The organism is Streptomyces sp. NPDC059169, from assembly GCF_042755225.1.
Classification (GTDB): domain Bacteria; phylum Actinomycetota; class Actinomycetes; order Streptomycetales; family Streptomycetaceae; genus Streptomyces.
In genome coordinates this window covers 181,210-205,086 of sequence record NZ_JBHZCF010000002.1, presented here as the reverse complement: position 1 = coordinate 205,086, position 23,877 = coordinate 181,210, and the positions used below count along the sequence as shown (strand labels likewise).

Here is a 23,877-nt window from a genome sequence, read left to right as displayed (position 1 = left end):
CGCCGCCGGATCGCGACGGTGGGGCCGCGGCCGGTCAGGCGCGCTCGGCGGCGAGTGCGCGGACCGCGTCCGCGAAGGCCTCGCCTCGCTTGTTGTAGTTGACGAACATGTCCATCGAGGCGCAGGCGGGGGCCAGCAGTACCGTGTCCCCCGGCCGCGCGAGCCGTGCCGCCTCGCGGACGGCCGCCGACATCGCCCCAGTGTCGGTCCGCTCGAGGTCGACCACCGGGACCTCGGGCGCGTGTCGCGCGAGGGCTTCGGCGATCAGTGCCCGTTCCGCGCCGATCAGAACGACCCCGCGGAGCCGCTCGGCCGACTTCTGCACGAGCTCGTCGAACGTCGCGCCCTTGGCGAGACCGCCCGCGATCCAGACGATCGGGTCGTACGCCGCCAAGGATGCTTCTGCGGCATGGGTGTTGGTGGCCTTGGAGTCGTCCACGTACGCCACACCGTCGACCTCGGCGACATGTTCGATGCGGTGCGCGTCGGGACGGAAGCTCCGCAGCCCGTCCCGTACCGCGGCGGGCTCGACCCCGAAGGCGCGGGCGAGCGCCGCCGCGGCGAGCGCGTTGGCGATGTTGTGCGGGGCCGGCGGATTGACGTCGGAGACCTCGGCGAGTTCCTGCGCCTGCTTCTGGCGGTTCTCGACGAACGCACGGTCCACGAGGATGCCGTCCACGACTCCGAGCTGCGAGGGGCCCGGTGTACCGAGCGTGAAGCCGATCGCCCGGCAGCCCTCCACGACGTCCGCCCCGCGCACCAGGTCCTCGGTGGCGGGATCGGCGGCGTTGTAGACGCAGGCGACCGTGTTCCCCTCGTAGATCCGGCCCTTGTCGGCCGCGTACGCCTCCATCGAGCCGTGCCAGTCCAGGTGGTCCGGCGCCAGGTTGAGCACGGCGGCGGAGTGGGCGCGCAACGAGGGCGCCCAGTGCAGCTGGTAGCTGGAGAGCTCGACGGCGAGCACGTCGTACGGATCGTGCCCCTCCTCACCGAGCACGGCGTCGAGCAGCGACACCCCGATGTTCCCGACGGCCGCGGTCTTCAGACCGGCCGCCTCCAGGATCGAGGCGAGCATCCGCACCGTGGTGGTCTTGCCGTTGGTGCCGGTGACGGCGAGCCAAGGGGCGGCGTCGGGGTCGCGCAGCCGCCAGGCGAGCTCCACGTCGCCCCAGACCTCCACGCCGGCCTCGGCGGCGGCGGTGAACAGGGGCTTGTCCGGCTTCCAGCCGGGCGCGGTGACGACCAGCTCGGTGCCCTCCGGCAGGGTGTCCCCGTCGCCGAGGCGAACGGTGATCCCCTCCGCCTCGAGCTCCGCGGCCTGGGCGCGCGCCCGCTCGTCGTCGCCGTCGTTGACGACCGTGACGACGGCGCCGAGGCGGTGCAGGACGCGGGCGGCGGGGATGCCGCTCACGCCCAGCCCGGCGACGGTGACGTGCTTGCCCTGCCAGTCCTGCGTGCTCACTTGTCGGCCGCCCAGCCCGCGTAGAAGAGTCCCAGACCCACGATGACGCACATGCCCTGGATGATCCAGAAACGGACCACGACGAGAACCTCGGACCACCCCTTGAGCTCGAAGTGGTGCTGCAGCGGCGCCATCCGGAACACGCGCTTGCCGGTGAGCCGGAACGAACCGACCTGGATGATCACGGACATGGTGATCAGGACGAACAGGCCGCCGAGGATCGCCAGGAGCAGCTCCGTGCGGGAGCAGATCGCGAGACCCGCGAGGGCACCGCCGAGGGCGAGCGAGCCCGTGTCGCCCATGAAGATCTTGGCCGGCGAAGTGTTCCACCACAGGAAGCCGAAGCAGGCGCCCATCAACGCGGAGGCGACCACGGCGAGGTCCAGCGGGTCGCGCACCTCGAAACAGGCGTTGGGATTGGTCAGCGTCACGGCATTGGCGCACGACTCCTGGAACTGCCAGAGTCCGATGAAGGTGTAGGCGCCGAAGACCATCACGGACGCGCCGGTGGCCAGACCGTCGAGGCCGTCGGTGAGGTTCACCCCGTTCGACATGGCGAGGATCATGAAAAGCGCCCAGACGACGAACAGCACCGGGCCGATGGACCAGCCGAAGTCGGTGACGAACGACAGCCGCGTGGACGCCGGCGTCTGGCCGCGGTTGTCCGCGAACTGCAGCGCCAACACGGCGAAGGCGATACCGACGATCAGCTGCCCCGCCATCTTCGCCTTGGCCCGCAGGCCCAGGGACCGCTGTTTGACGATCTTGATGTAGTCGTCGAGGAAGCCCACCAGGCCCATGCCCGTCATCAGGAAGAGCACCAGGACGCCGGAGAACCTCGGGTCCTCGCCGGTGATCACCTTGGCGAGGGCGTACGCGATGAGCGTGGCGAGGATGAAGGCGATGCCGCCCATGGTGGGCGTGCCCTTCTTGCTGCCGTGGCTGCGCGGTCCGTCGTCACGGATGAACTGCCCGTACCCCTTGCGGGCCAGCAGCTTGATCAGCAGCGGGGTACCGATGAGCGTCAGGAAGAGCCCGATGGCTCCCGCGAAGAGGATCTGCCTCATCGACCGGCGACCTGCCCCTCGGACGACCCGGCGCAGTCGTCGAGCAGCGCCTGGGCGATCCGCTCGAGCCCGGCCGACCTTGAAGCCTTCACCAGTACGACATCTCCCGGACGCAGCTCTCTGCGCAACAGGTCGACAGCCGCCTGCGCGTCGGACACGTGCACCGACTCCTCACCCCACGAACCCTCGTTATAGGCGCCCAGTTGCAACCAGGACGCTTCCCTGCCCCCGACTGCGACGAGCTTGCTGACGTTGAGCCGGACGGCGAGCCGTCCGACCGCGTCGTGCTCGGCGAGCGACTCCTCCCCGAGCTCGGCCATAGGGCCGAGCACCGCCCACGTGCGTCCCCCTTCGGCCTGGGCGGCCGCGCCCATGGCCACGAGCGCGCGCAGAGCGGCTCGCATGGACTCGGGGTTCGCGTTGTAGGCGTCGTTGACGACCGTCACGCCGTCCGGACGCTCGGTGACCTCCATGCGCCAGCGGGAGAGGGTGCCCGCCTCCGAGAGCGCAGTGGCGATCTCGTCCACGGACATGCCCAGCTCATGGGCGACGGCGGCCGCGGCGAGCGCGTTCGACACGTGGTGCTCACCGTACAGCCGCAAGGTCACGTCACTGCACCCGGAGGGTGTGCGAAGCCGGAATGCGGGCTGCCCGCTCGGCAGGAGTCGCACGTTCTCGGCGCGTACGTCCGCTTCGTCCGACTCCCCGAACAGCACGACGCGGGCCTCCGTCCGGGACGCCATCGCACGTACCAGGGCGTCATCGGCGTTGAGGACGGCCACACCGCCCCGCTCCGCCGGGGGAAGGCTCTCGACGAGTTCGCCCTTGGCCCGGGCGATCTGCTCGCGACCGCCGAACTCGCCGATGTGGGCGGTGCCGACGTTCAGGACCAGGCCGATCCTCGGCGGGGTGAGGCCCGCGAGGTAGCGGATGTGGCCGATGCCGCGCGCACCCATCTCCAGGACGAGGAACCGGGTCTCCTCGGTGGCGGTCAGCGCCGTGAGCGGCAGACCGATCTCGTTGTTGAGGGAGCCGGGCGTGAAGACGGTCGGCGCCTTGCGCTGCAGCACCTGTGCGATGAGGTCCTTGGTGCTTGTCTTGCCCGCGGAGCCGGTGAGCGCCACGAGGGTCGTGCCGAGACGCTCCACGACGGCGCGGGCGAGCGCGCCGAGCGCCGCCTGCACGTCGTCGACGACGACGGCGGGCACGCCGACCGGGCGTGAGGCCAGAACGGCGACCGCGCCCGCCCCGACGACGTCCGCCGCGTAGTCGTGGCCGTCGACGCGTTCGCCCACGAAGGCGACGAAGAGGCTGCCCGGTCCGACCTCCCGCGAGTCCCGCACCACGGGGCCGGTGACCTGCACGGAGGGGTCCGGTATGTCGTGCGGCTGCCCGCCGACGATTTCGGCGATCTCGGCGAGGGAGAGGGCGATCACTACGGCATCCCCGCCTGTTCCTGTGACGTCTTGTGCCGGTGCTCGATCGCTTCGCGGAGCACCTGCCGGTCGTCGAAGGGACGCACCACGCCTGCGATGTCCTGGCCCTGCTCGTGGCCCTTGCCCGCGACGAGCACCGTGTCGCCCGGCTGCGCGCGCGCCACGGCCGCGGCGATGGCGGCGGCCCGGTCCGCGTCGACGAGGACGTCGCCCCGCTCGTGGACCGGCACCTCGGCGGCGCCCGCCAGCATGGCGGCGAGGATCGCGAGGGGGTCCTCGGAACGCGGGTTGTCCGCGGTCAGTACCGCGGTGTCCGCCAGGCGGGCGGCCGCCGCACCCATCGGTCCGCGCTTGCTCTGGTCCCGGTCGCCGCCGCAGCCGAGGACGATGTGCAGCTTGCCCTGGGTGACCTTGCGCAGCGACCGCAGGACGGATTCGACGGCGTCCGTCTTGTGCGCGTAGTCGACCACGGCGAGGTACGGCTGGCCCGCGTCGACGCGCTCCAGCCGGCCCGGGACGCCGGGGACGGCGGCGACGCCGTCGGCGGCGGTCTGCGGGTCGACGCCGGCGACGGCCAGAGTGACGATCGCGGCGAGGGTGTTGGCGACGTTGAACGGCCCGGGCAGCGGCGCGGTGGCGCGGACCCGCTCGCCCTGCGGGCCGACGGCGGTGAAGGTGGAATCCACGGCCCCCACTTCGACGTCCTCAGCGCGCCAGTCGGCGTCCGGGTGCCCTTCGGCCGAGAAGGTGACGACCGGGATGCCGGACTCCGTCGTGAGGCGGCGGCCGTACTCGTCGTCCAGGTTGACGACGCCCCGCCGCGCCCGGGCCGCGGTGAACAGCTGGGCCTTGGCCTGGAAGTAGTCCTCCATGCCGGAGTGGAACTCCATGTGCTCCGGCGAGAGGTTGTTGAAGACCGCGACGTCGAAGACGCAGCCGTCGACCCGGCCGAGCACCAGCGCGTGGCTGGAGACCTCCATGGCGACCGACTCGACACCGCGCTCGCGCATCACCGCGAACAGCGCCTGCAGGTCGGTGGCTTCGGGAGTGGTGCGCTCCGACTTGATGCGCTCGTCTTCGATGCGCATCTCCACGGTGCCGATCAGGCCGGTGCGGTGGCCCGCGCCGCGCAGCCCGCCCTCGACGAGGTACGCCGTGGTGGTCTTCCCGGAGGTTCCCGTGATGCCGATCTGCAGCAGGCCCTCGCCGGGCCGCCCGTAGATCGCGGCGGCGAGCTCCCCCATCCGGCCGCGCGGATTCCCGGTGACCAGGACGGGGAGTCCGGTCGCCGCTGCGCGCTCGGCGCCGGTGGGATCGGTGAGGATCGCGGCCGCCCCCAGGTCCTTGGCCTGGGCGACGTAGTCGGCGCCGTGCAGCCGGGCGCCGGGCAGTGCGGCGTACACGTCACCGGGACGCACGGCACGCGAGTCGTGCGTGATGCCGGTGACCGCGCCGGAGCCCGGGGGCTCGACCTCCAGCCGGTCGGCCAGCTCTGCGAGGTCGACGGGGCGGACCTCGGCCGGACGGGGTGGGGCGGTTCGGTACTGATCAGCATGTGGCACGGCGGTGAGCGTACCGGGCGCACCGGGACGGGCGCTAAATGAGGGGGGCGCGAGGGCCGCGCCGCCGTCTCCGGGTGAGGTCGGCGGCGGGGCGGCGCGGGTGGCACCCGGCTCGTGGTTCCCGGAGTCGGACGTGATCGTTCTCACTGGTGGTTCCTCCGGTCACGCGCCGGGTTCGAAGGTGACCGGCAGGCGGGCGGGCGCGCTGCCGGTCGGCGGGACCTGCAGGCTCTTGAGGGCGAACTCCATGACTTTCTTGTAGATGGGTCCGCAGATCTGTCCGCCGAAGTAGCTCCCCTCGGTCGGGTTCTGGATCGCGCAGTAGACGGTGATCTGCGGTTTGTCCGCCGGTGCGAAGCCCGCGAAGTTGGCGGTGTAGCCCCGGTAGCGACCGAGTTTGGGGTCGACCCTGTTGGCCGTTCCCGTCTTGCCTGCGACCCGGTAGCCCGGGATCCGGGCCTTGGTGCCGGTGCCCTCCTCGTCGCCGACCACCGATTCGAGCATGGCGGTGAGGGTTTTCGCGGTCCGTTCGCTGACCACGCGGGTCTTTTCCGGGGCGGGCGACGGGGTGAATCGGCCGTCGGGGCCCTTGATCCCGCGGATCAGGGTGGGTTCGATGCGGACGCCGCCGTTGGCGATGGTGGAGTAGACGGAGGCGGCCTGCATGGCGTTGACCGACAGCCCCTGGCCGAAGGGGATCGTGTACTGCTGCGAGGTGGACCAGTCCTGCGGTTTGGCGAGGATGCCGGGCGTCTCCCCCGGGTAGCCGAGCCCCGTCGGGCTGCCGATGCCGAACTTGCGCAGATATGCGTAGAGGACCCGGTTGGCCTGCGACTGGGTCTTGCCGAGCTGACCCGTCGCCAGGATCGTGCCGATGTTGCTGGACTTGGCGAGGACGCCGTTGAGCGTCAGGTGCCAGGTGGGGTGGTCGATATCGTCCTTGAACAACCGGTCCCCGCGGTGCAGCCGGTTGGGGACCGTGACATGGGTGCGGGGGGTGGCGGCTTGTTCCTCCAGCACCGCGGCCATGGACATGATCTTGCTGGTGGAACCCGGCTCGTAGGCGTCCTGGAGGGCTGCGTTCCCCAGGGCGGCGGAGTCGGCGTGGGTCAGGTCGTTGGGGTTGAAACCCGGAGCGTTGGCCATCGCCAGCACCTCCCCGGTCCTGGCGTTCTGCACCACCACGTAACCGCGGTCCGCCTTGGACTTCTCCACCTGGGCGGTGATCGCCTGCTGGGCGGCCCACTGGATGTCCCGGTCGATGGTGAGCTCGACGTCGGAGCCGGGGACGGCGGGGGTCTCGCGGGTGCCTGCGGTAGGCACCCGGCGCCCCCCGGACTGGGCGTAGGTGGTCTTGCCGTCCTTGCCCGCGAGCGTCTTCTCGAGCATGGACTCCAGACCGCCCGCGCCGCGGCCCTCCCCGTTGACGAAACCGAGTATCCCGGCGGCGAGGTCCCCGTTGGGATAGATCCGCTTGCTGCTGGCCTCCCGGAAGAGACCGGCCAGCACGTTGGCACCGGGACCTCCGGCTGCCCTGTCCCGGGACGCCTTCTCGGCGAAGACGCTCTTGAGGTCCTTGATCTGGTTCCAGACCTGCGGGGTCTGGCGCCGGGCCAGGACGGTGTAGCGGGACTTGGGGACCTTGAGCTTGTTCGCCAACTCCGCCGCGTCCGCCCCGAGGATCGGTGCGAGGATCGCGGCGGCCTGCTCGGGCGCGTCGGGGGCCTTGCTCTCCTCGGGCGTGAACATCTTGGGATCGGCCGTGATGTCGTAGGCGTCGACGCTGGTGGCGAGGGCGACCCCGGACCGATCAGTGATCTCCCCGCGCTCGGCCGCCAGCTTGTGGCTCATGTACCGGTTCTTCTCGGCCTTCGCGGCGTACGCGCTCCCGTCGACGGCCTGCACCTGGAGCAGCCTCACGACGAACACCAGCATCACGAGGGTGAGTGCCAGGCTGACGAGCCGGAGTCGGGGGCGCGGTCGCCCGAGCCGGATCAGCCCGGGCGGGGTGGCGGAGCGGGGCCGGCGCGGGGCCGGGCGGTTGCGGCTCCCGGCACCTCGGGGGCGCGCCGGACCCGGCACGCGGCGCGGGGGTTCCTTCGAGGGCACAGCGTCACCTGCCGGAGGTCGTGGGGGACGGCGGTGTCGTGGGGGACGGCGGAGTCTTGGGCGGGCTGCCCGCCCCGGGTGGCTTCGTCGGGGCTGCCGGGGCCGCCGTCGGAGCGGGAGCCGCGGGTGAGGCCGAGGCCGCCGGACTCGACGGGGGCGGCAGCACCGGCGGGCCGACCGGCTTGATCCGGGACGTGGCGGGTGCCGAGGGAGTGGCGGGGGCACGCACATACGACGGGTCCGCCTGAGCCTTCCGCGGCACCCCCTGAACCTTGCCGTCGGGGCCGATGAAGACCGGACTGCCCCCGGGCACCATGCCGAGCTCGCGGGCCCGCCGCTCCAGGGCATCGGGGGCGGACCTGCTGTCGACGTCCCGTTGAAGGGCCTGCTCCTCGTCGGTGAGCTCCGTGGTCTTCTTGCGCAGTTCGCTCAGGTTGAAGGAGCCCTCGTTGAGGGAGGTGTTGAGGAGCAGCAGGGTGATCAGGCCGCCGCCGAGCAGCAGCACGACCAGCAGGACGAAGGGGGTGCGGGCCGCGGTGCTGGGACCGGACGGCATGAACCGTACGAGCCGCGCGGCCCGCTCCTTGACGTGTCCTGCCGCCTTCCTCACCGCGCGCCCTTCCTCACCGCTCGCCGTTCCTCGCTGCGGCTGCCGTCACAGCTCGTCCTCGCGGATCCGCTCTGCGCCCCGCAGCCTGGCGGGCGCGGCCCTGCGGTTCTCGGCGACCTCGTCCTCGCCCGGCAGCTCGGCGCCTCGGGTGAGGAGCTTCAACCGTGGCTGGTAGCGCTCGGGCACGACGGGCAACCCGGGCGGCGCGGTACTGGCCGCGCCGGCTGCGAAGACCTGCTTGACCAAGCGGTCCTCGAGCGAGTGGTACGACAGCACGGCGATCCTGCCACCGACGGAGAGGGACGCGACCGCCGCCGGGATCGCCCGTTCCAGGACCGCGAGCTCACCGTTGACCTCGATGCGGAGGGCCTGGAAGGTCCGCTTGGCCGGGTTGCCGCCGGTCCGCTTGGCGGCCTGCGGGAGGGCGTCGCGGATCAGTTCCACAAGCCGTGCACTGTGCGAGAAGGGTTCCCTCTCCCGCTCGCGCACGATGGCGGCCACGATCCTCTTGGCCTGCTTCTCCTCGCCGTAGGCACGCAGGATCCGCACCAGGTCGCCGGCCGGGTAGGTGTTGAGGACCTCTGCGGCGCTGACGCCCGCCGTCTGGTCCATGCGCATGTCGAGCGGGGCGTCCTGGGCGTAGGCGAAGCCGCGGTCGGCCTCGTCGAGCTGCATGGACGAAACACCGAGGTCGAAGAGGACGCCCTGCACCCGTCCGGTGCCGAGCCGGTCGAGGACGTCCGGCAGCTCGTCGTAGACGGCGTGCACGAGGGTGGCGCGGTCGCCGAACGGGGCGAGTCGCTCGCCGGAGAGCCGCAACGCCTCCTTGTCGCGGTCCAGCGCGACGAGACGCACCTCGGGGAAGCGGGACAACAGGGCCTCGCTGTGCCCGCCGAGGCCGAGGGTGCAGTCGACGACGGTCGCGCCGGGCTGTCGCTCCAAGGCGGGGGCCAGCAGGTCCAGGCACCGCTGGAGCATCACCGGGACGTGTCGCTGGCTCAATGCGCCCTCTCAGATCCGGCGCGGGGGTGATGCCGGGCCGTACGTTTGCCGCACGCGCGGGGGATCGTGGAAACGTGCAGGTTGTGTCCGTGAACTGCGCGTCACTTTAGTCCACTGGTCCTGCCGGTCAATCAACCGGCTGGCGCGTCGCACGGCCCGCCGACACCAGGTAGACATATGAGACAAGTCACCCAAACAGCTGGACGCAACTCACGCCTGTGGGTTACCTCACAACGGGCGCCATTGACGTTCTTTGTCCGCCCTCACCGCGCGCCCCACGGCCCTGGGACCACTAACGTCATAGCCATGTCGACCTCCGCGCACCTCCCCGCCGAAGCCGCCGAATCCGCCGCCAGGGGCGACGGCACCGTGACCGACCGGCTCGTCGCAGCGAACGAGCAGTACGCAGCAGGTTTCACCGACCCGGGCATGGACGCACGTCCGGTCCTCCAGGTGGCCGTGGTGGCCTGCATGGACGCCCGCCTCGACCTGCACAAGGCGCTGGGCCTGAAGCTCGGCGACTGCCACACGATCCGCAACGCCGGTGGCGTGGTCACCGACGACGTGATCCGTTCGCTCACCATCAGCCAGCGGGCGCTGGGCACCCGCAGCGTGATACTGATCCACCACACGGGGTGCGGCCTGGAGAGCCTGACGGAGGACTTCCGACACGAGTTGGAAGACGAGGTGGGGCAGCGTCCGTCCTGGGCGGTTGAGGCGTTCCGCGATGTCGACCAGGATGTACGGCAGTCGATGCAGCGGGTGCGCACCTCGCCGTTCCTGCTGCACACCGACGACGTGCGCGGTTTCGTCTTCGACGTCACGACCGGCCTGCTGCGGGAGATCCACCCCGTGGGGTGAGCCACGCTCCCGTCGCTCCGTGTGAGCGGCGAAAGTACGGCAACGCCTGACATATGGCGCCCACTTATCCACAGGCAAGTGACACGAAGCGGTAACGGCAACAAGAATGCGGGTGTGACACCTCTGCGGAACCGACCGGAGGGGGTGTCCGTGTTTTGGGGTGGGCCGTGCCGCAAGCAGTGCACCGGCCCATGGAACGGGCCGAGGAGGGCCGGGTGACGACCTATGACGATCGAGCGAGCCTCACAGATCTGACCGCCACAGCGGAGCGAGTCCGCAGGTCGGTCGAGGGTGTGATCGAGGGCAAGCCTGAGGTCGTACGGCTTTCGCTGACCGTGCTGCTCGCCGAAGGACATCTGCTCATCGAAGACGTCCCGGGCGTGGGCAAGACGATGCTGGCCAAGGCACTGGCGAGGTCCATCGACTGTTCGGTCCGGCGCATCCAGTTCACGCCGGACCTGCTGCCGTCGGACATCACGGGCGTGTCCATCTACGACCAGCAGCGGCGGGACTTCGAGTTCAAGCCCGGTGCGATCTTCGCGCAGATCGTGATCGGCGACGAGATCAACAGGGCCTCACCGAAGACGCAGTCGGCGCTTCTGGAATCCATGGAGGAGCGCCAGGTCACCATTGACGGGCAGACGCACGAACTGCCCAGTCCCTTCATGGTGGTGGCCACGCAGAACCCCGTGGAGATGGAGGGCACGTACCCGCTGCCCGAAGCGCAGCGCGACCGCTTCATGGTCCGGGTGTCGATGGGCTATCCGACCCCCGAGGCCGAGTTCCAGATGCTCGACGTGCACGGGGCGGTGTCGCCGCTCGACGACCTCCAGCCGGTGGCGCACGCGCACGACATCCTGAAGCTGGTGGAAGCCGTGCGGCACGTCCACGTGGCGGACTCCGTGCGGCGCTACGCGGTGGAGCTGGTCGCCGCCACCCGCAACCACCCGGATCTCAGACTGGGCGCCTCCCCGCGCGCCACCCTGCACCTGCTGCGGGCCGCCAAGGCGTCGGCCGCACTCGCCGGCCGGGACTACGCCCTGCCGGACGACGTGCAGTCGCTCGCCGTGCCCGTGCTGGCGCACCGGCTGCTGCCCACGGCCCAGGCCCAGCTGAACCGGCGCACCTCGGAACAGGTCGTGTCGGAGATCCTCCAGCGCACGCCGGTGCCCACCTCGGGCTCCGACACCGGGCCGGGTGGCTCCGGGCGGCCGATGGCCACGGGGCCGATCTACAGCCAGCAGCGTCCCGGCGTCCGGCGGATCTGATGGCGGCCGGGAGTCCTGCCGCCGGCGGTGAGGACAAGGGCGGTCTGCGGGCGGCTCTCGGCGGGCTGACCACACGCGGGCGCTCCTTCCTGGCGGCCGGTGCGGCCGCGGCCGTGTGCGCATACGTACTGGGGCAGGCCGATCTGCTCCGGGTCGGGCTGCTGCTCGCCGCCCTGCCGCTGGTCTGTGTCGGCGTGCTGTACCGCACGCGTCACCGGGTGGCGGCGAACCGCCGGCTGTCCCCGTCCCGGGTGGCCGCCGGCTCCGAGTCGCGGGTGCACCTGCGGATGGACAACGTCTCCCGGCTGCCCACCGGACTCCTGATGCTCCAGGACCACGTGCCGTACGTGCTGGGACCCCGGCCGCGGTTCGTACTGGACCGGGTGGAGCCCGGCGGACGGCGCGAGGTGTCCTACCGGGTGCGCTCGGACCTGCGCGGCCGCTACCCGCTCGGTCCCCTGCAACTGCGCCTCAACGACCCGTTCGGCATGTGCGAACTGACGCGCTCGTTCCGCGCCTCCGACATGCTGACCGTCATCCCACGGACCGAACCACTGCCGCCGGTGCGGCTGTCGGGCGAGGCAGCGGGCTACGGTGACGGACGGCAGCGCTCCCTGGCACTCGCCGGGGAGGACGACGTGATCCCCCGCGCCTACCGGCACGGTGACGACCTGCGTCGGGTGCACTGGCGCTCCACCGCCCGCTACGGCGAGCTGATGGTGCGTCGCGAGGAGCAGCCGCAGCGGGCGAGGTGCACCGTCCTGCTGGACACCCGCCGCACCGCCTACCGTGGCGGCGGCCCGGACTCGGCCTTCGAGTGGGCGGTATCGGGCGCGGCGTCGGTCCTCGTGCACATGTTGGAGCGGGGCTTCTCGGTCCGGCTGCTGACGGACACGGGCAGTTCGGTGCCCGGGGAGGGGGCGGAGGGCTTCGCCGGGTCGGTCCAGGAGTCGGCGGATTCCGCCGGGCTGATGCTCGACACCCTCGCGATGGTGGAGCACTCCGACGGAACAGGGCTGTCGCGTGCGTACGACGTGCTGCGCGGGGGCGGCGAAGGGTTGCTTGTCGCCTTCATCGGCGACCTCGACGATGAGCAGTCCGCATCGGCGGCCCGGATGCGGCAGCGCACTGGGGCCGCCGTCGCCTTCGTCCTGGACAGCGATGTCTGGTGGGCGGGAGGAAACGGGAGCGTCCCCCCGCTCGGTGCGGCCGCGGGCGGGCACTCCGCTCTTGAGGAACGGCTCGGGCGGCTGCGGGACGCCGGGTGGACGGCGGTGGCCGTGCCGCCGGGCGCGGCCCTACCCGACCTGTGGCGGCAGGCGGCGGGCGAGCGGAACGGTGCACCGGCTCCGGCCGGCACGACGGGTCTTCCGGGGGGATGGTCATGAGCGGACGAGGAAGGCTCGCCGTGTGCGCCTTCGCCGCCTCGATGATGGCGGCCGCCGCACTGGTGCCGCTGGTCGCTCCGTCGACCTGGTTCCTCCAGGCGGCGTTCATGGTGGCGCTGGTCTCCGGAGCGGGTGCACTGGCCCGCAGGGTGCCGTTGGCCCGCCCGCTGACCGTGGTGGCCCAGGGCGTACTCGTCCTGCTGATGCTCACACTGGTCTTCGCACGGGACGAGGCCCTGCTCTGGCTGTTCCCCGGTCCGCGCGCCTTCGCCAGGTTCGGGGACCTGCTGTCGTCGGGCACGGGCGACGTGGGCCAGTACGCGATCCCCGCGCCGGCCACCGAAGGAATCCAGCTGATGCTGGTCGGCGGCGTCCTGATGATCGCGCTGACGGTGGACGCGCTGGCCGTGACCTACCGCAGCGCCGCTCCCGCGGGCCTTCCGTTGCTGGCTCTCTACTCCGTGGCCGCAGGACTGTCCGGCGGCGGTTCCGGCTGGCTGTGGTTCCTGTTGGCGGCCTCTGGCTATCTGCTGCTCCTGCTGGCCGAGGGCCGGGACCGGCTCTCCCAGTGGGGCCGGGTGTTCGGAAGTGCGCCGTCGACCGGTGGGGGCTTGACGACGGACAACGGTGCCGCCCGGGCACCGGTCCGTACCGGCCGGCGGATCGGCGCGGTCGCGCTGGGCGTGGCCCTGGTCGTCCCGACGGTGCTCCCGGCCTTGGGCGGCGGGCTGCTGAACGGCACCGGTAACGGCCCGGGTGACGGCCCCGGCGGCGGCGTCATCAACGCGGTGAACCCGGTGGTGACGCTGCAGGACAACCTCAACCAGGCCGAGAGCCGCGAGTGGTTGCAGTACAAGACCAATGCCGAGACCACCAGCAACATGTATCTGCGGATCATGGCGCTGGATCAGTTCGACGGCGGTGCTTGGAAGTTCTCGCAACGCAAGCTCCAGGGTGTGCCCGAGCAGTTCCCCCGGCCCGAGGGTCTCGCGGACGGGGTCAGCACGACGGAGATCAGGACCAACATCTCCGCTGCGGACTCCTACGAACAGGGCTGGCTGCCGATGCCGTATCCGGCCACGAAGGTGTCCATCGAGGGTGACTGGCGATTTGACCGGGACCGGCGCACCATCCTCGGCGACCACGGGCAGACGACCGGTGGAGTGCAGTACTCGGTCACCAGCCTGCTGGTGAACCCGACCGCCGAACAGCTCGCCCGGGCGCCCAAGGCACCGGCGTCGGTGCTGGAGGAGTACACCAAGGTCCCGGACGCGATTCCGGTCGACGTCCTGGAGACCGCACGCCAGGTGACGAAGGGCGCGTCGAGCGACTACGAGCGTGCGGTCAGGCTCCAGGACTGGTTCGCGGTGAAGGGCGGCTTCACCTATGACACCGACGTGGAGTCGGGGGGCGGCCTCCTGGGCATCTCGCGCTTCCTGAAGAGCAAGGAAGGGTTCTGCATCCACTTCTCGTTCTCCATGGCCGCGATGGCGCGGACGTTGGGGATCCCCGCGCGGGTCGCCGTCGGCTTCACCCCCGGCAAGCCCGTGAGCGACGGGGCGATGTCCGTCAGCAACCAGGACGCCCACGCCTGGCCCGAGCTGTACTTCGAGGGCGTGGGGTGGACGCGCTTCGAACCGACACCGACGCGGGGCAGCGCGCCCGAGTACACCCGCCCGCAGGCTCCTTCGGGTGCACCGAGCACGCCCGCCGCGCCGGAGCCGAGCGCGTCCGTGGCGGCGCCTGCTGTTCCCCCGGCCTCCCAGAGCTGCTCGCCGCAGAACCGCAAGCTCGGCGAGTGCGGGGCTGCGGCGCCGCAGGATGTGGATCCGTCTTCCGACGAGGGGTCCGCCATCGGGGCGATCCTCCTGTGGGCCGCGGCCGGAGCCGCCGCACTGCTCGTGCCGCTGCTGCCCATGCTGTGGCGGCAGCGGGTGCGCGCCCGCCGGCTGGGCGCCGGTGGACGCACGCCGGAGGAGGCTGCCGTCCGGACGATGGCGGCCTGGCAGGAAATCATCGACACGGCGTGGGACCACGGCATGCCTCCCGACGGGTCGCAGACGCCACGCAAGACCGCCGCGCGCATCGTGCGGGAGGGCCGGCTGGAAGGCGAGCCCGCCGATGCGGTGCACCGCGCCGCCCGCGCGGTGGAACAGGTGCTGTACGCGCCGGATCCCCATCCGGGCTCGGGGCTCACCGACGACGTCGCACGCTTCCGTGAGGGGCTTGCCGCAGCAGGGGGCCGTCGCGCACGCCTGCGCGCACGCTTCCTGCCCCGCTCGACGGTGCAGGCCGTCTGGACGGTGTCGGAGCGGTGGAACGCGCTCTTCGGCCGCTGGACCGCGGCCAGGCTCAGGCTCGTGGAGCGTACGACGGCGCAGTTGCGGCGACCCTCCCGGCAGCGGGGCTGACGCGGGCGCGGGGTTATCCGGGCGGGTGGGCCGGCCTGGCTGGCTGGCTGCGGCGCGTCCCCGGCCCGCCGTCCGCCGAGCATGTCCGGCAGGCGCCGGCGTGAGCGGCGCCCTTTCCCACGGCGGCGAAGCAGATCGACCACCGGGCGGGCGACAGCGGTACGGCGTGGGACGGCGGCGACGTCTGCCGCCGTACCGCCGGCGGGCGCAGACAGGGCAGTCGCACGGGCGGCCACGGCTTCGGCTACGGCTACGGCTACGGCTACGAGGCAAGCCGCGGGCGGGCGTGGGGGTGGTGGGGCGGAGCCGGAACCGGGCCTCTGCGTGAATACCCGGGATGCCCCCGCCTCACCAGATCGCGTAACCGGCCTGCGCCTGCCTCAGCCGGCGCCCCTCCCGACGGGGCTGACCCGTGCGGGCACCCGCCGGACGGACATGACGTCCTACGGGTGAGGGGTGACCGCGCTGATCGCGGTCACCCCTCACCCGTCCACGAACTGTTGTGCCCGGCGTTTCTGAAACACCGCGCGACCATCCCGATGGACCACGTCCGGGTCCCGAGGAGCTCAGTGCCCCTGTTCATCGCGGCGTCGCTGCCACCGCTGTTCGATCCGGTCCATCATCGACCGGCGCTGCCTGGGCCGGCGTGTTGCCTGAGCCCCGGGGCCGCCCTGCTCACCCGGCTTGGGCGCCTTGCGCCAACCGGTGACCGCGAGGACCGCACAGCCAAGCATGACGAGGAATCCCACCACGCTGATCCAGATCTGCTGGGCGACCATTCCGGCCATGAGGAGCGCGATACCCACCAGGAAGCCCGCGACCGCCTGGTAGACCCGTCGCCGGGTGTACGTGCGCAGCCCGCTTCCCTCAAGCGCTGTCGCGAACTTGGGATCTTCGGCGTACAGCGCTCGCTCCATCTGCTCGAGCATTCGCTGCTCGTGCTCCGAGAGCGGCACGGAGTCCTCCTCGTCGTCGGCCGCGGGGGCGACCGGTATGCGGCCCTTTCAGGATAGGCAGGGAATCGCCCCCGTGAAACCCGCCCCAAACCCACTTGCCTTCCGGGCCGCCATGCCGGGCTCGACTTGCTGAGGCGTTGATTCCCCAACGGCCGATCCGTCATGCCGGATGGTGTCCCCCGATCATACGGGGCTGGCGACTCGATCGGGGGGCCTGTGGCGTACTCCGTCTGCGGTTGCGCCGCTGATCAGCGGCGCGTCATTCGCGCTTCTCCGCGAGCACGTGGAGCTGGGTCGCCACCGCGTGGAACGCCGGAAGCTCGGCCGCCGCCTCCTCCAGCTTGAGAAGGGCGTCCAGCGCACCCGGCTCGGTGTCCACGAGCACGCCGGGAACGAGGTCGGCGAACACCCTGACCCCGTGCACGGAACCGACGTGCATCCCCGCGGCCGTGACCAGTTCGGTGAGCTGATCGGCGGTGAAGCGGCGCGGCACCGGGTCGCCGCTCCCCCAGCGCCCCGCCGGGTCGCTGAGCGCATGGCGGGCCTCGGTGAAGTGCCCGGCCAGGGCCCTGGCCAGAACGGCACCACCGAGCCCCGCGGCGAGCAGGCTCAAGGAACCGCCGGGACGCAGGGCGTCCACCGCGTTGCGCACGCCCTCGGCCGGGTCGTCGACGTACTCCAGCACGCCGTGGACGAGCACGGCGTCGAAACCACCGTGCTCGACCACGTCGAACAGGCCGTGGACGTCGCCCTGGACACCGCGCACACGGTCGGCGACCCCGGCCTCGGCAGCCCTGCGCTCCAGCGCGAACAGCGCGTTGGGACTCGGGTCGACCACGGTGACCCGGTGACCGAGGCGGGCGGCCGGTACCGCGAAGTTGCCCGAGCCGCCACCCGTGTCGAGGACGTCCAGGGCTTCCGTCCCGGTGGCCTTGGCCCGGCGGTCGAGGGCGTCCGACAGGACGTCCCAGACCACGGCGGTACGCAGGGAGGCGCGGGAGGGGGTCCCCCCGGGACGAAGCCCCTGGGGGAGCATCTGGTCCGACACGGCAGTTGACTCCTCGGCGCGGTGCCGCCCCTGCTGTCGGGGCGCGAATGGTGAAGACTCGCTCCACCCTATTGCCTCAACCGGGTGTCCCCGTCATCCCTGGATGCCGTCCGTCTCAGCCGTGGCCGCCCTCCGTCCTCGGCGGCTCCTGCGGCCTGGGCTGCGGAAGTACCGGCTGGGGCAGGAGGAGCCGCTCCACGATGCGCAGGAACATCGCTGCGTCGCGCAGCAGGTCGTCGGCATCACGGGTGCTGGCGGCGCCCTGGATGCCCGCCTCGGCGCGGGCCCTGCGCCGGGCGCCGGAGGCGAACAGTGCACTCCACTCGGTGAGCTCCGGTGCGATCTCCGGGAGCACTTCCCATGCGGACCGTATCCGCGCGCGGCGTCGCGGGGCCGTCTCCGGCCTGCCGCGGACGGCGAGGACGGCGGCGGCGGTGCGCAGCGCGGCGAGGTGTGCGGTGGCGTACCGCTCGTTGGGCGTGTCCAGGGTGGCGGCTTCGTCGAGGCCGGCTCGTGCCTGGCCCAGCAGGTCGAGTGCCGCGGGTGGCGCCGAGGAGCGCCGCAGCACGGGGTGGACGTCTGTCGCGGGACCGGTCAGTGAGGGGGCAGGGCCGGCCGTGCGGTGCCGACGTGCGGCAGCGGCGTGGGAACTGGCCATGACGAACCTCCTGTCGTCGTGTGACGGCGCTGTGGCCGTATGTGTCCATCGTGGGGGACACCACTGACAATCGGCCCTGACCTGGGACTCTCTCACGCGGAGGTGGTTACCTCGAGTGCGGGCTAAGGTGATGCGAGGAGAACGCGGGAGCCTTCCGGAGCGGTCATGCGCGAACACGGCCACGACGCGCCCGACAGTACGCAGGCACTCCTGGTGACCCTCGGGCACCTGGTCGACCAGGCACGGGAAAGGACCAAGGTCCAGCGTGCGCGCGTCGAGCTGGCCATGGCCCTGCAACGCCACATGCTCCCGCCCGAGCTGCCCGAGCTGCCGGGGCTCCGCATCGCCGGGCGCTACGCGCCGTCACGGGACGGGCTGGACGTCGGCGGCGACTGGTACGACGCCTTCGTCCTCGCGGACGGTTCGGTCGGGGTGGCCATCGGTGACGTGCAGGGGCACGACGTGGAGGCCGTGGCGTTCATGGGGCAGGTCCGCACCAGCCTCCGCGCCCTCGCCGGGTCGACCCCCGACCCCGGGGACGTGCTCAGCCGCGCCAACGACCTGCTCCTGTCGATGGGTTTCGGGCTCTTCGCGACCTGCTGCCTCCTGCGCTTCGACCCGCGCAGCGGGGAACTCCTGGTCTCGCGCGCCGGCCACATCCCGATGGTGTGGGCCACCGTCCACGGGCGCGCCGGCATCACCCTCGACAGCGGAGGTCCCCCGCTCGGCGTCGTGCCCGGCGAGAAGTACCCGGTGACGCGCCGGAGGCTGAAGGAGGCGGGGGTGCTCGTCCTGCTGACCGATGGCGTCGTGGAGGGGCCCTCCTTCCCGATGGAGGAGGGCCTCGCGGAGGTGGCCAGACTCGTGGACGCCGCGGTCGGGGACCCCGACCCCGGCGGGCTGGCCTCCGCCGTGATCGACGTGGCCGAACTGACGGGGCACAGCGACGATGCGGCCGTCCTCGTGGCCCGCTACGACGGCCCTCCGCGCCGGTACGCAGGTCGCGCGGCCGACCGGTGACGGCGTCGACGTGCCCGCCGCGCTCCGAACCGGGCCGGCACCCGCCGGCCCGCTCCTCCCCCTCTCCTCTCCCCCTCCTCCTCCCCCGGACCTGCTCGCCCTTGAGTCGCCGCGGTCTTCCCGACAGCGCAGACTGCTGTGGTGCGCACCGAGGAGATCCGGCGTTACGGCTCCGCAGCGCTGCAGAGCCTCGCCGTCGCCGCCGCCTACTACGTCGCTGCCAAGCTGGGGCTCCTCCAGCAAGTGGTGCGCGGTCAGGTCACCCCGCTGTGGCCGCCCACCGGCGTCGCCCTCGCCGGGCTGCTGTTCTTCGGACTGCGGGTCTGGCCGGGCATCGCGCTCGGCGCCTTCCTGGTCAACGTCTCCATCGGCCCATCGGCGCTCGGGGTGCTGGGCATCGCCGCCGGCAACACCCTCGCCCCGGTCTGCGCCTACCTGATGCTGCGCCGTGCGGGGTTCCGCGCGGACCTGGACCGGCTGCGGGACGTACTGGCGCTGGTCTTCCTCGGCGCGCTGGCCGGGATGCTGATCAGCTCGACCGTGGGCAGCGGCGTGCTCGTGCTCGCGGGGGCCCTGTCGCCGGACGACTTCTGGTCGGCCTGGTCGGTGTGGTGGACCGGCGACGCCATGGGGGTCCTGGTGGTGACCCCGCTGCTGCTGGTCCTGCGCCGCGCCCGATGGCCGGTGCGGGCGAGCCCGCGCCGCTGGGCGGAGGCCGCGGCCCTGGCGCTGTGCACGTTCTTCGTGACGTTCCTGGCCGTGGGGACGAGCACGTCGTCCCTGCTGTTCCTGGTGTTCCCCGTGTTGATCTGGGCCGCGTTCCGCTTCCGGTTGGCCGGCGCCGCGCCGTGCGCGCTGGCCGTCTCGACGCTGGCGATCCTCGCGGCGACCCGGGATGCGGGCCCGTTCGCGGGGCACGAGTTGTTCGAGAACATGGTCACGCTCCAGGCCTTCAACGGGTCGGCGGCATTGACGGCGCTGCTGGTCGCGGCCGTCATCACCGAGCGCAACCGGACCCACGAGGAGATCAAGCGGGTGTGCGATCAGCTGGCGGAGATGGTGGCCGGGATCGAGCCCCGCGACCGGTGAGGGGGCTACCGCGACGCCCCGGTTTTACTTCGCTCGCAGGTTCGGGTTATTTTTGAACTGACCAGTCAGTTCAAATTGGGGGAGGATGCGTGGACAGCCCGCACGGGGCAGCCGTCGTCGCCGAGAACTTCGGACTCAAGGGGCCGCGCGGCTGGGCTTTCCGCGCGGTGGCGGTCCGGGCGGAGCCCGGCTCGCTCATCGCGGTCGAGGGCCCGTCCGGCTCGGGTCGCACCTGCCTGCTGCTCGCGCTCTCCGGCCGGATGAAGCCCTCCGAGGGCCACGCTGAGGTCGGGGGCATGCGGCTGCCGGGCAAGATGGCGGCGGTACGCCGTATCAGCGCCCTCGGGCCCGTCCCCGGAGTCAGCGATCTCGACCCGGCGCTCACGGTCGCCGAGCACCTGCGGGAGCGGGCGCTGCTGCAGCGACGGTTCGACGGCTCGCTGCGCGCGCTGCTGCGGCCCGGTTCCGAACAGAGCAAGGCGGCCCGGAACCGGATCGGCGAAGCGCTGACCGCCGCCGGCCTGGACCTCGACACCCTGCCCAAGGGCGAGCGCACGGCGGTCAGGGACCTGGACCGGTTGGAGGCCCTGCGGCTGTCCGTCGCCCTCGCCCTGATCGGTCGCCCTCGGCTGCTGGCCGTCGACGACACGGACCTCAAGCTCTCCGAAGCGGAGCGGTCCGAGGTCTGGGAGATGCTCCGCGGCGTCGTGGCCGAAGGCACCACGGTCCTGGCCGTGTGCAGCGAGGCCCCGCAGGACGCCGTCGTCGTCCGTACCGGCCCGGCTGCCACTGCCACGACCTCCCCCACGACCAAGAACGCTGCCGACCGGCCCGCCGGAGCCGGTGGCGCAGCGAAGTCGGCGGCCAAGGGCCGGGGCCGTGCTGCCGAGGCCCCTGCCGACTCCCCCGCCAAGACCGCCACGGAGACCGCGGAGACCACCGCGAAGGCCCCGCAGACCAGCGCGGATGCCCCCGTGAAGAGCGGGAAGTCCGCGACGGCCGTCGAGCAGACCGCGGAGACCGGGGAGACCGGGGAGACCGCGACGCGGCGCGAAGGCCGGGAGTCCGCGGCGGAGCACCACAAGGACGACAACGAGGAGGGGGCGGCCGATGCGCTCGCCGAAACTGGCCGCGCTTGAGCTGAAGCGCTTCGGCAGGGGCAAACTGCCCCGGGCCGCGCTCGTCGCGATCCTGCTGCTTCCACTGCTCTACGGCGCGCTGTACCTGTGGTCCTTCTGGGATCCGTACAGCCGCCTCGACCGGATCCCCGTCGCCCTCGTCAACGAGGACGAAGGAGCCACCGCCACGGGCAAGAAGATCCACGCCGGCGACGAGATCACCAAGGGCCTGCACGACAGCAACGTCTTCGAGTGGCACGAGGTGAGCTCCGCGGACGCCCGCAAGGGCGTGGAGGACGGCACCTACTACCTCTCGCTCACCATGCCGTCCGACTTCAGCAAGCGCATCGCTTCCAGTTCGGGCAGCGCCCCGGAGACCGGGGCGCTGGAGGTGCGGACGAACGACGCGAACAACTACATCGTCGGATCGATCTCCCGCACGGTCTTCGCCGAGGTGCGCAAGTCCGCGTCCAAGAACGCTTCCCGCACCTTCCTCGACAAGATCTTCATCTCCTTCTCGGACATCCACGACGCGACCGAGAAGGCCGCCAAGGGCGCCGACGAGCTGAAGGGCGGCATCGGCAAGGCGAAGAAGGGCTCGAAGGACCTCGCCAACGGGCTGGAGAACGCCAAGAACGGCAGCGGGAAGCTGGCAGGTGGCATCACCCGGCTCGACTCGGCGGCGGGTCGGCTGCAGACGGGGGCGGCCGGGGTCGCCGACGGCACGCAGAAGCTGGCCGACAAGGTCAACGGGATCGCCACGGGTGTACGCCCGTACTTCAGGGACAACGGGAAGACCATCGGGGACACGGCACGCCTCGTCGAGGATTCCTCCCGGCTCACCCGCCGTCACCTCGACGAGCTGGTGAAGCGGGCACCCGGTGTGGCCGCCGCGGCGCACAAGGCCGCCGACGGGCTCGCCGCCTTCCACAAGGAGCGCTGCGAGGACGCTCTCCTGCCCGACCCCAAGCTGTGCGCCCTTTTGCAGGACGCCAAGGCGACCGCAGCCGACTCCGCCGAGATCGCTGACGACCTCAACGCCCTCATCAAGGACAACAACGGCGACCTGAAGCAGCTCGACACCCAACTGAAGGACCTGGAGAGGAAGGCCAAGGCACTCGCCGACCGCTCCCCCCACCTGGACGAGGACCTGGCATCCGCCGTCAAGGACGTCAACGCGCTGAACTCCGGGGCCCACAAGGTGGCCGACGGGGCCGCCAAGATCCACACCGGACTGACCCAGGCCAGGACCGGCTCCACCGACCTGGACACCGGAGTCGGCAAGCTCCGCAACGGGGCGAACGAGCTCGACGGCGGCATGTTCAAGCTGGTCGACGGTTCGGGCGAGCTCGCCGGCGGGCTGAACGACGGCGTCGACAAGATCCCCGACTACGACAAGAAGGACCGCGACCGCCGCACGGACGTGATGGCCGACCCGGTCCAGCTCGCCTCCCAGTCGATGCACAAGGCCGACAACTACGGCACGGGCTTCGCCCCGTACTTCATCCCGCTCTCCCTCTGGGTCGGCGCGATGGTGGCCTACATGCTGATCCAGCCCCTCAACCGGCGCGCCCTCGCGGCCGGAGCCTCCGCCTGGCGGATCGCCCTGGCGGGCTGGCTGCCGGTGGCCACGATCGGTCTGCTCCAGGTCGCCGCCCTGATGTCGGTGCTGCACTGGGGACTCGGCCTGCGCATGGAACGCGCCGCAGGAACGGTCGGCTTCCTGGCCCTGGTGGTGTGCTGCTTCGCCGCGATCATCCAGTGGCTCAACGCCCGCTTCGGCGCGGCGGGCCGGATCCTCGTCCTGGCCCTGCTGATGCTCCAGCTGACGTCGGCGGGCGGCACCTACCCCGTCCAGACCAGCCCGGCGTTCTTCAACACGATGCACCCCTTCCTGCCGATGACGTACGTCATCGAGGCGCTGCGCCGGCTGATCACTGGCGGCCCGGTCGCGCCGGTCTGGCAGGGGACCGCCGTGCTCGCCGCCTTCACCGTGGGAGCCCTCGCGCTGACCGCCGTCTCGGCCCGGCGCAAGCAGGTCTGGACGTTCGACCGTCTTCATCCCGAGCTGAGCCTGTGAGATGGGCGGACCTGTGAGAATCGGCACCATGAACAGCAGCACCCGGAGACAGGCGACGCGGGCCAAGCTCTACGAGGCGGCCGTGACGCTGATAGCGGAACAGGGGTTCTCCGCCACGACGGTGGACGAGATCGCCGAGCGCGCCGGAGTCGCGAAGGGCACGGTCTACTACAACTTCAAGAGCAAGACCGAGCTCTTCGAGGAGCTGCTGCGGTACGGAGTGGGGCTGCTCACCGCCTCGCTGCAGGCTGCGGCCGACGAGACGGAGGAGCGGGGCGGCACCAAGGTCGAGGCGCTCGACGCGATGATCAAGGCTGGCCTCGGCTTCATCGAACGCTACCCGGCCTTCACCCAGCTGTACGTCGCCGAGTTGTGGCGCACCAACCGGGCCTGGCAGTCCACGCTCATGGTGGTCCGTCAGCAGGTGGTCGCCGTGGTCGAGGCGGTCCTGCGCGAGGCGGTCGAGCGGGGAGAGCTCAGCGAGGAGATCGACGTCCAGCTCACCGCTGCCGCACTCGTCGGCATGGTACTGGTGGCAGCGCTCGACTGGCAGGCCTTCCAGCGCGAGCGGTCGCTCGATGACGTCCACTCCGCGCTGTCGCGGCTGCTGCACGGCCGCGTCGGCGGGCGCGAGTAGCGCCGAGGGAGAGAGGGAGAGGGGACGAGAGAGAGAAGAGGGAGGAAAGGGGGAGGGTGAGCACCCCCCACCCCACCTCAGCCAGAGAAGAATAG

General features: G+C 71.5%; 19 protein-coding genes. 9 read left to right on the top strand and 10 right to left on the bottom strand.

The window, feature by feature from the left end:
* Positions 1-34: 34 nt before the first annotated feature.
* Genes murD through rsmH form a run of 7 tightly spaced genes read right to left on the bottom strand, consistent with a single transcriptional unit; the run spans position 35 to position 9,248 of the window.
* Entirely contained in the window at positions 35-1,462 is a 1,428-nt protein-coding gene (gene murD, locus ACFXOM_RS04785; protein ID WP_384930023.1) for a UDP-N-acetylmuramoyl-L-alanine--D-glutamate ligase, read from the bottom strand.
* Positions 1,459-2,529 (bottom strand): phospho-N-acetylmuramoyl-pentapeptide-transferase, encoded by a 1,071-nt coding sequence (gene mraY, locus ACFXOM_RS04780; RefSeq protein ID WP_384930025.1) that lies wholly within the window; start codon positions 2,527-2,529, stop codon positions 1,459-1,461. Before mraY ends, murD begins: the two co-directional genes overlap by 4 nt.
* Entirely contained in the window at positions 2,526-3,965 is a 1,440-nt protein-coding gene (murF, locus tag ACFXOM_RS04775) for a UDP-N-acetylmuramoyl-tripeptide--D-alanyl-D-alanine ligase (RefSeq protein ID WP_384930028.1), read from the bottom strand. Before murF ends, mraY begins: the two co-directional genes overlap by 4 nt.
* Positions 3,965-5,674, bottom strand: a complete 1,710-nt coding sequence (locus tag ACFXOM_RS04770; protein ID WP_384930031.1) for a UDP-N-acetylmuramoyl-L-alanyl-D-glutamate--2,6-diaminopimelate ligase — start codon at positions 5,672-5,674, stop codon at positions 3,965-3,967. The genes murF and ACFXOM_RS04770 overlap by 1 nt, the downstream gene beginning before the upstream one ends.
* Before the next feature lie 15 nt (positions 5,675-5,689).
* A complete protein-coding gene (locus ACFXOM_RS04765; protein ID WP_384930034.1) occupies positions 5,690-7,636 on the bottom strand; it encodes a peptidoglycan D,D-transpeptidase FtsI family protein in 1,947 nt (648 codons plus the stop codon).
* A 4-nt stretch (positions 7,637-7,640) separates the two neighbouring features.
* Positions 7,641-8,246, bottom strand: coding sequence for a septum formation initiator family protein (locus tag ACFXOM_RS04760; RefSeq protein ID WP_384930037.1), 606 nt, complete (start codon positions 8,244-8,246; stop codon positions 7,641-7,643).
* Positions 8,247-8,291: 45 nt separating this feature from the next.
* Entirely contained in the window at positions 8,292-9,248 is a 957-nt protein-coding gene (gene rsmH, locus ACFXOM_RS04755) for a 16S rRNA (cytosine(1402)-N(4))-methyltransferase RsmH (protein ID WP_384930040.1), read from the bottom strand.
* Positions 9,249-9,554: 306 nt separating this feature from the next.
* On the opposite strand from rsmH, the gene ACFXOM_RS04750 reads away from it, so the two are divergent.
* The 4 genes from ACFXOM_RS04750 to ACFXOM_RS04735 all read left to right on the top strand — a co-directional run bounded on the left by ACFXOM_RS04750 (position 9,555) and on the right by ACFXOM_RS04735 (position 15,176).
* Positions 9,555-10,109, top strand: a complete 555-nt coding sequence (locus ACFXOM_RS04750) for a beta-class carbonic anhydrase (RefSeq protein WP_384930043.1) — start codon at positions 9,555-9,557, stop codon at positions 10,107-10,109.
* A 215-nt stretch (positions 10,110-10,324) separates the two neighbouring features.
* Positions 10,325-11,377 (top strand): AAA family ATPase, encoded by a 1,053-nt coding sequence (locus ACFXOM_RS04745; RefSeq protein WP_384930046.1) that lies wholly within the window; start codon positions 10,325-10,327, stop codon positions 11,375-11,377.
* Positions 11,377-12,765: a DUF58 domain-containing protein gene (locus ACFXOM_RS04740; RefSeq protein ID WP_384930048.1), complete on the top strand. Its 1,389-nt coding sequence runs from the start codon at positions 11,377-11,379 to the stop codon at positions 12,763-12,765. The genes ACFXOM_RS04745 and ACFXOM_RS04740 overlap by 1 nt, the downstream gene beginning before the upstream one ends.
* The gene (locus ACFXOM_RS04735) at positions 12,762-15,176 is read left to right on the top strand and encodes a transglutaminaseTgpA domain-containing protein (protein WP_384930051.1); all 2,415 of its coding nucleotides are present in this window, start codon (positions 12,762-12,764) and stop codon (positions 15,174-15,176) included. The genes ACFXOM_RS04740 and ACFXOM_RS04735 overlap by 4 nt, the downstream gene beginning before the upstream one ends.
* A 566-nt stretch (positions 15,177-15,742) precedes the next feature.
* Here the strand turns inward: ACFXOM_RS04735 and ACFXOM_RS04730 are convergent.
* From ACFXOM_RS04730 to ACFXOM_RS04720, 3 genes are all read right to left on the bottom strand, one after another.
* Positions 15,743-16,132 carry a DUF3040 domain-containing protein gene (locus ACFXOM_RS04730; protein ID WP_384930054.1) on the bottom strand — a complete coding sequence of 130 codons (390 nt, stop codon included), beginning with the start codon at positions 16,130-16,132 and terminating at the stop codon, positions 15,743-15,745.
* Between the two features lie 259 nt (positions 16,133-16,391).
* The gene (locus ACFXOM_RS04725; protein ID WP_384930359.1) at positions 16,392-17,168 is read right to left on the bottom strand and encodes a methyltransferase; all 777 of its coding nucleotides are present in this window, start codon (positions 17,166-17,168) and stop codon (positions 16,392-16,394) included.
* A 127-nt stretch (positions 17,169-17,295) separates the two neighbouring features.
* The gene (locus tag ACFXOM_RS04720) at positions 17,296-17,838 is read right to left on the bottom strand and encodes an SAV_6107 family HEPN domain-containing protein (protein WP_384930057.1); all 543 of its coding nucleotides are present in this window, start codon (positions 17,836-17,838) and stop codon (positions 17,296-17,298) included.
* A gap of 165 nt (positions 17,839-18,003) precedes the next feature.
* On the opposite strand from ACFXOM_RS04720, the gene ACFXOM_RS04715 reads away from it, so the two are divergent.
* The 5 genes from ACFXOM_RS04715 to ACFXOM_RS04695 all read left to right on the top strand — a co-directional run bounded on the left by ACFXOM_RS04715 (position 18,004) and on the right by ACFXOM_RS04695 (position 23,782).
* The gene (locus tag ACFXOM_RS04715) at positions 18,004-18,858 is read left to right on the top strand and encodes a PP2C family protein-serine/threonine phosphatase (RefSeq protein ID WP_384930060.1); all 855 of its coding nucleotides are present in this window, start codon (positions 18,004-18,006) and stop codon (positions 18,856-18,858) included.
* 141 nt (positions 18,859-18,999) lie between these two features.
* Entirely contained in the window at positions 19,000-19,947 is a 948-nt protein-coding gene (locus ACFXOM_RS04710) for an MASE1 domain-containing protein (protein ID WP_384930063.1), read from the top strand.
* Between the two features lie 89 nt (positions 19,948-20,036).
* Entirely contained in the window at positions 20,037-21,086 is a 1,050-nt protein-coding gene (locus ACFXOM_RS04705; protein ID WP_385036953.1) for an ATP-binding cassette domain-containing protein, read from the top strand.
* Positions 21,058-23,145 carry a YhgE/Pip family protein gene (locus ACFXOM_RS04700; protein ID WP_385036951.1) on the top strand — a complete coding sequence of 696 codons (2,088 nt, stop codon included), beginning with the start codon at positions 21,058-21,060 and terminating at the stop codon, positions 23,143-23,145. The genes ACFXOM_RS04705 and ACFXOM_RS04700 overlap by 29 nt, the downstream gene beginning before the upstream one ends.
* A gap of 28 nt (positions 23,146-23,173) precedes the next feature.
* On the top strand, positions 23,174-23,782 hold the full coding sequence (locus tag ACFXOM_RS04695) for a TetR/AcrR family transcriptional regulator (protein ID WP_384930070.1): 609 nt from the start codon (positions 23,174-23,176) through the stop codon (positions 23,780-23,782).
* Positions 23,783-23,877: the final 95 nt, after the last annotated feature.

Bases quoted from the DNA above. Each gene is read 5' to 3' on its own strand.
- mraY (WP_384930025.1), bottom strand. From the start codon at position 2,529: ATGAGGCAGATCCTCTTCGCGGGAGCCATCGGGCTCTTCCTGACGCTC.
- ACFXOM_RS04750 (WP_384930043.1), top strand. From the start codon at position 9,555: ATGTCGACCTCCGCGCACCTCCCCGCCGAAGCCGCCGAATCCGCCGCC.
- ACFXOM_RS04740 (WP_384930048.1), top strand. From the start codon at position 11,377: ATGGCGGCCGGGAGTCCTGCCGCCGGCGGTGAGGACAAGGGCGGTCTG.
- ACFXOM_RS04735 (WP_384930051.1), top strand. From the start codon at position 12,762: ATGAGCGGACGAGGAAGGCTCGCCGTGTGCGCCTTCGCCGCCTCGATG.
- ACFXOM_RS04725 (WP_384930359.1), bottom strand. From the start codon at position 17,168: ATGCTCCCCCAGGGGCTTCGTCCCGGGGGGACCCCCTCCCGCGCCTCC.
- ACFXOM_RS04720 (WP_384930057.1), bottom strand. From the start codon at position 17,838: ATGGCCAGTTCCCACGCCGCTGCCGCACGTCGGCACCGCACGGCCGGC.
- ACFXOM_RS04715 (WP_384930060.1), top strand. From the start codon at position 18,004: ATGCGCGAACACGGCCACGACGCGCCCGACAGTACGCAGGCACTCCTG.
- ACFXOM_RS04700 (WP_385036951.1), top strand. From the start codon at position 21,058: ATGCGCTCGCCGAAACTGGCCGCGCTTGAGCTGAAGCGCTTCGGCAGG.
- ACFXOM_RS04695 (WP_384930070.1), top strand. From the start codon at position 23,174: ATGAACAGCAGCACCCGGAGACAGGCGACGCGGGCCAAGCTCTACGAG.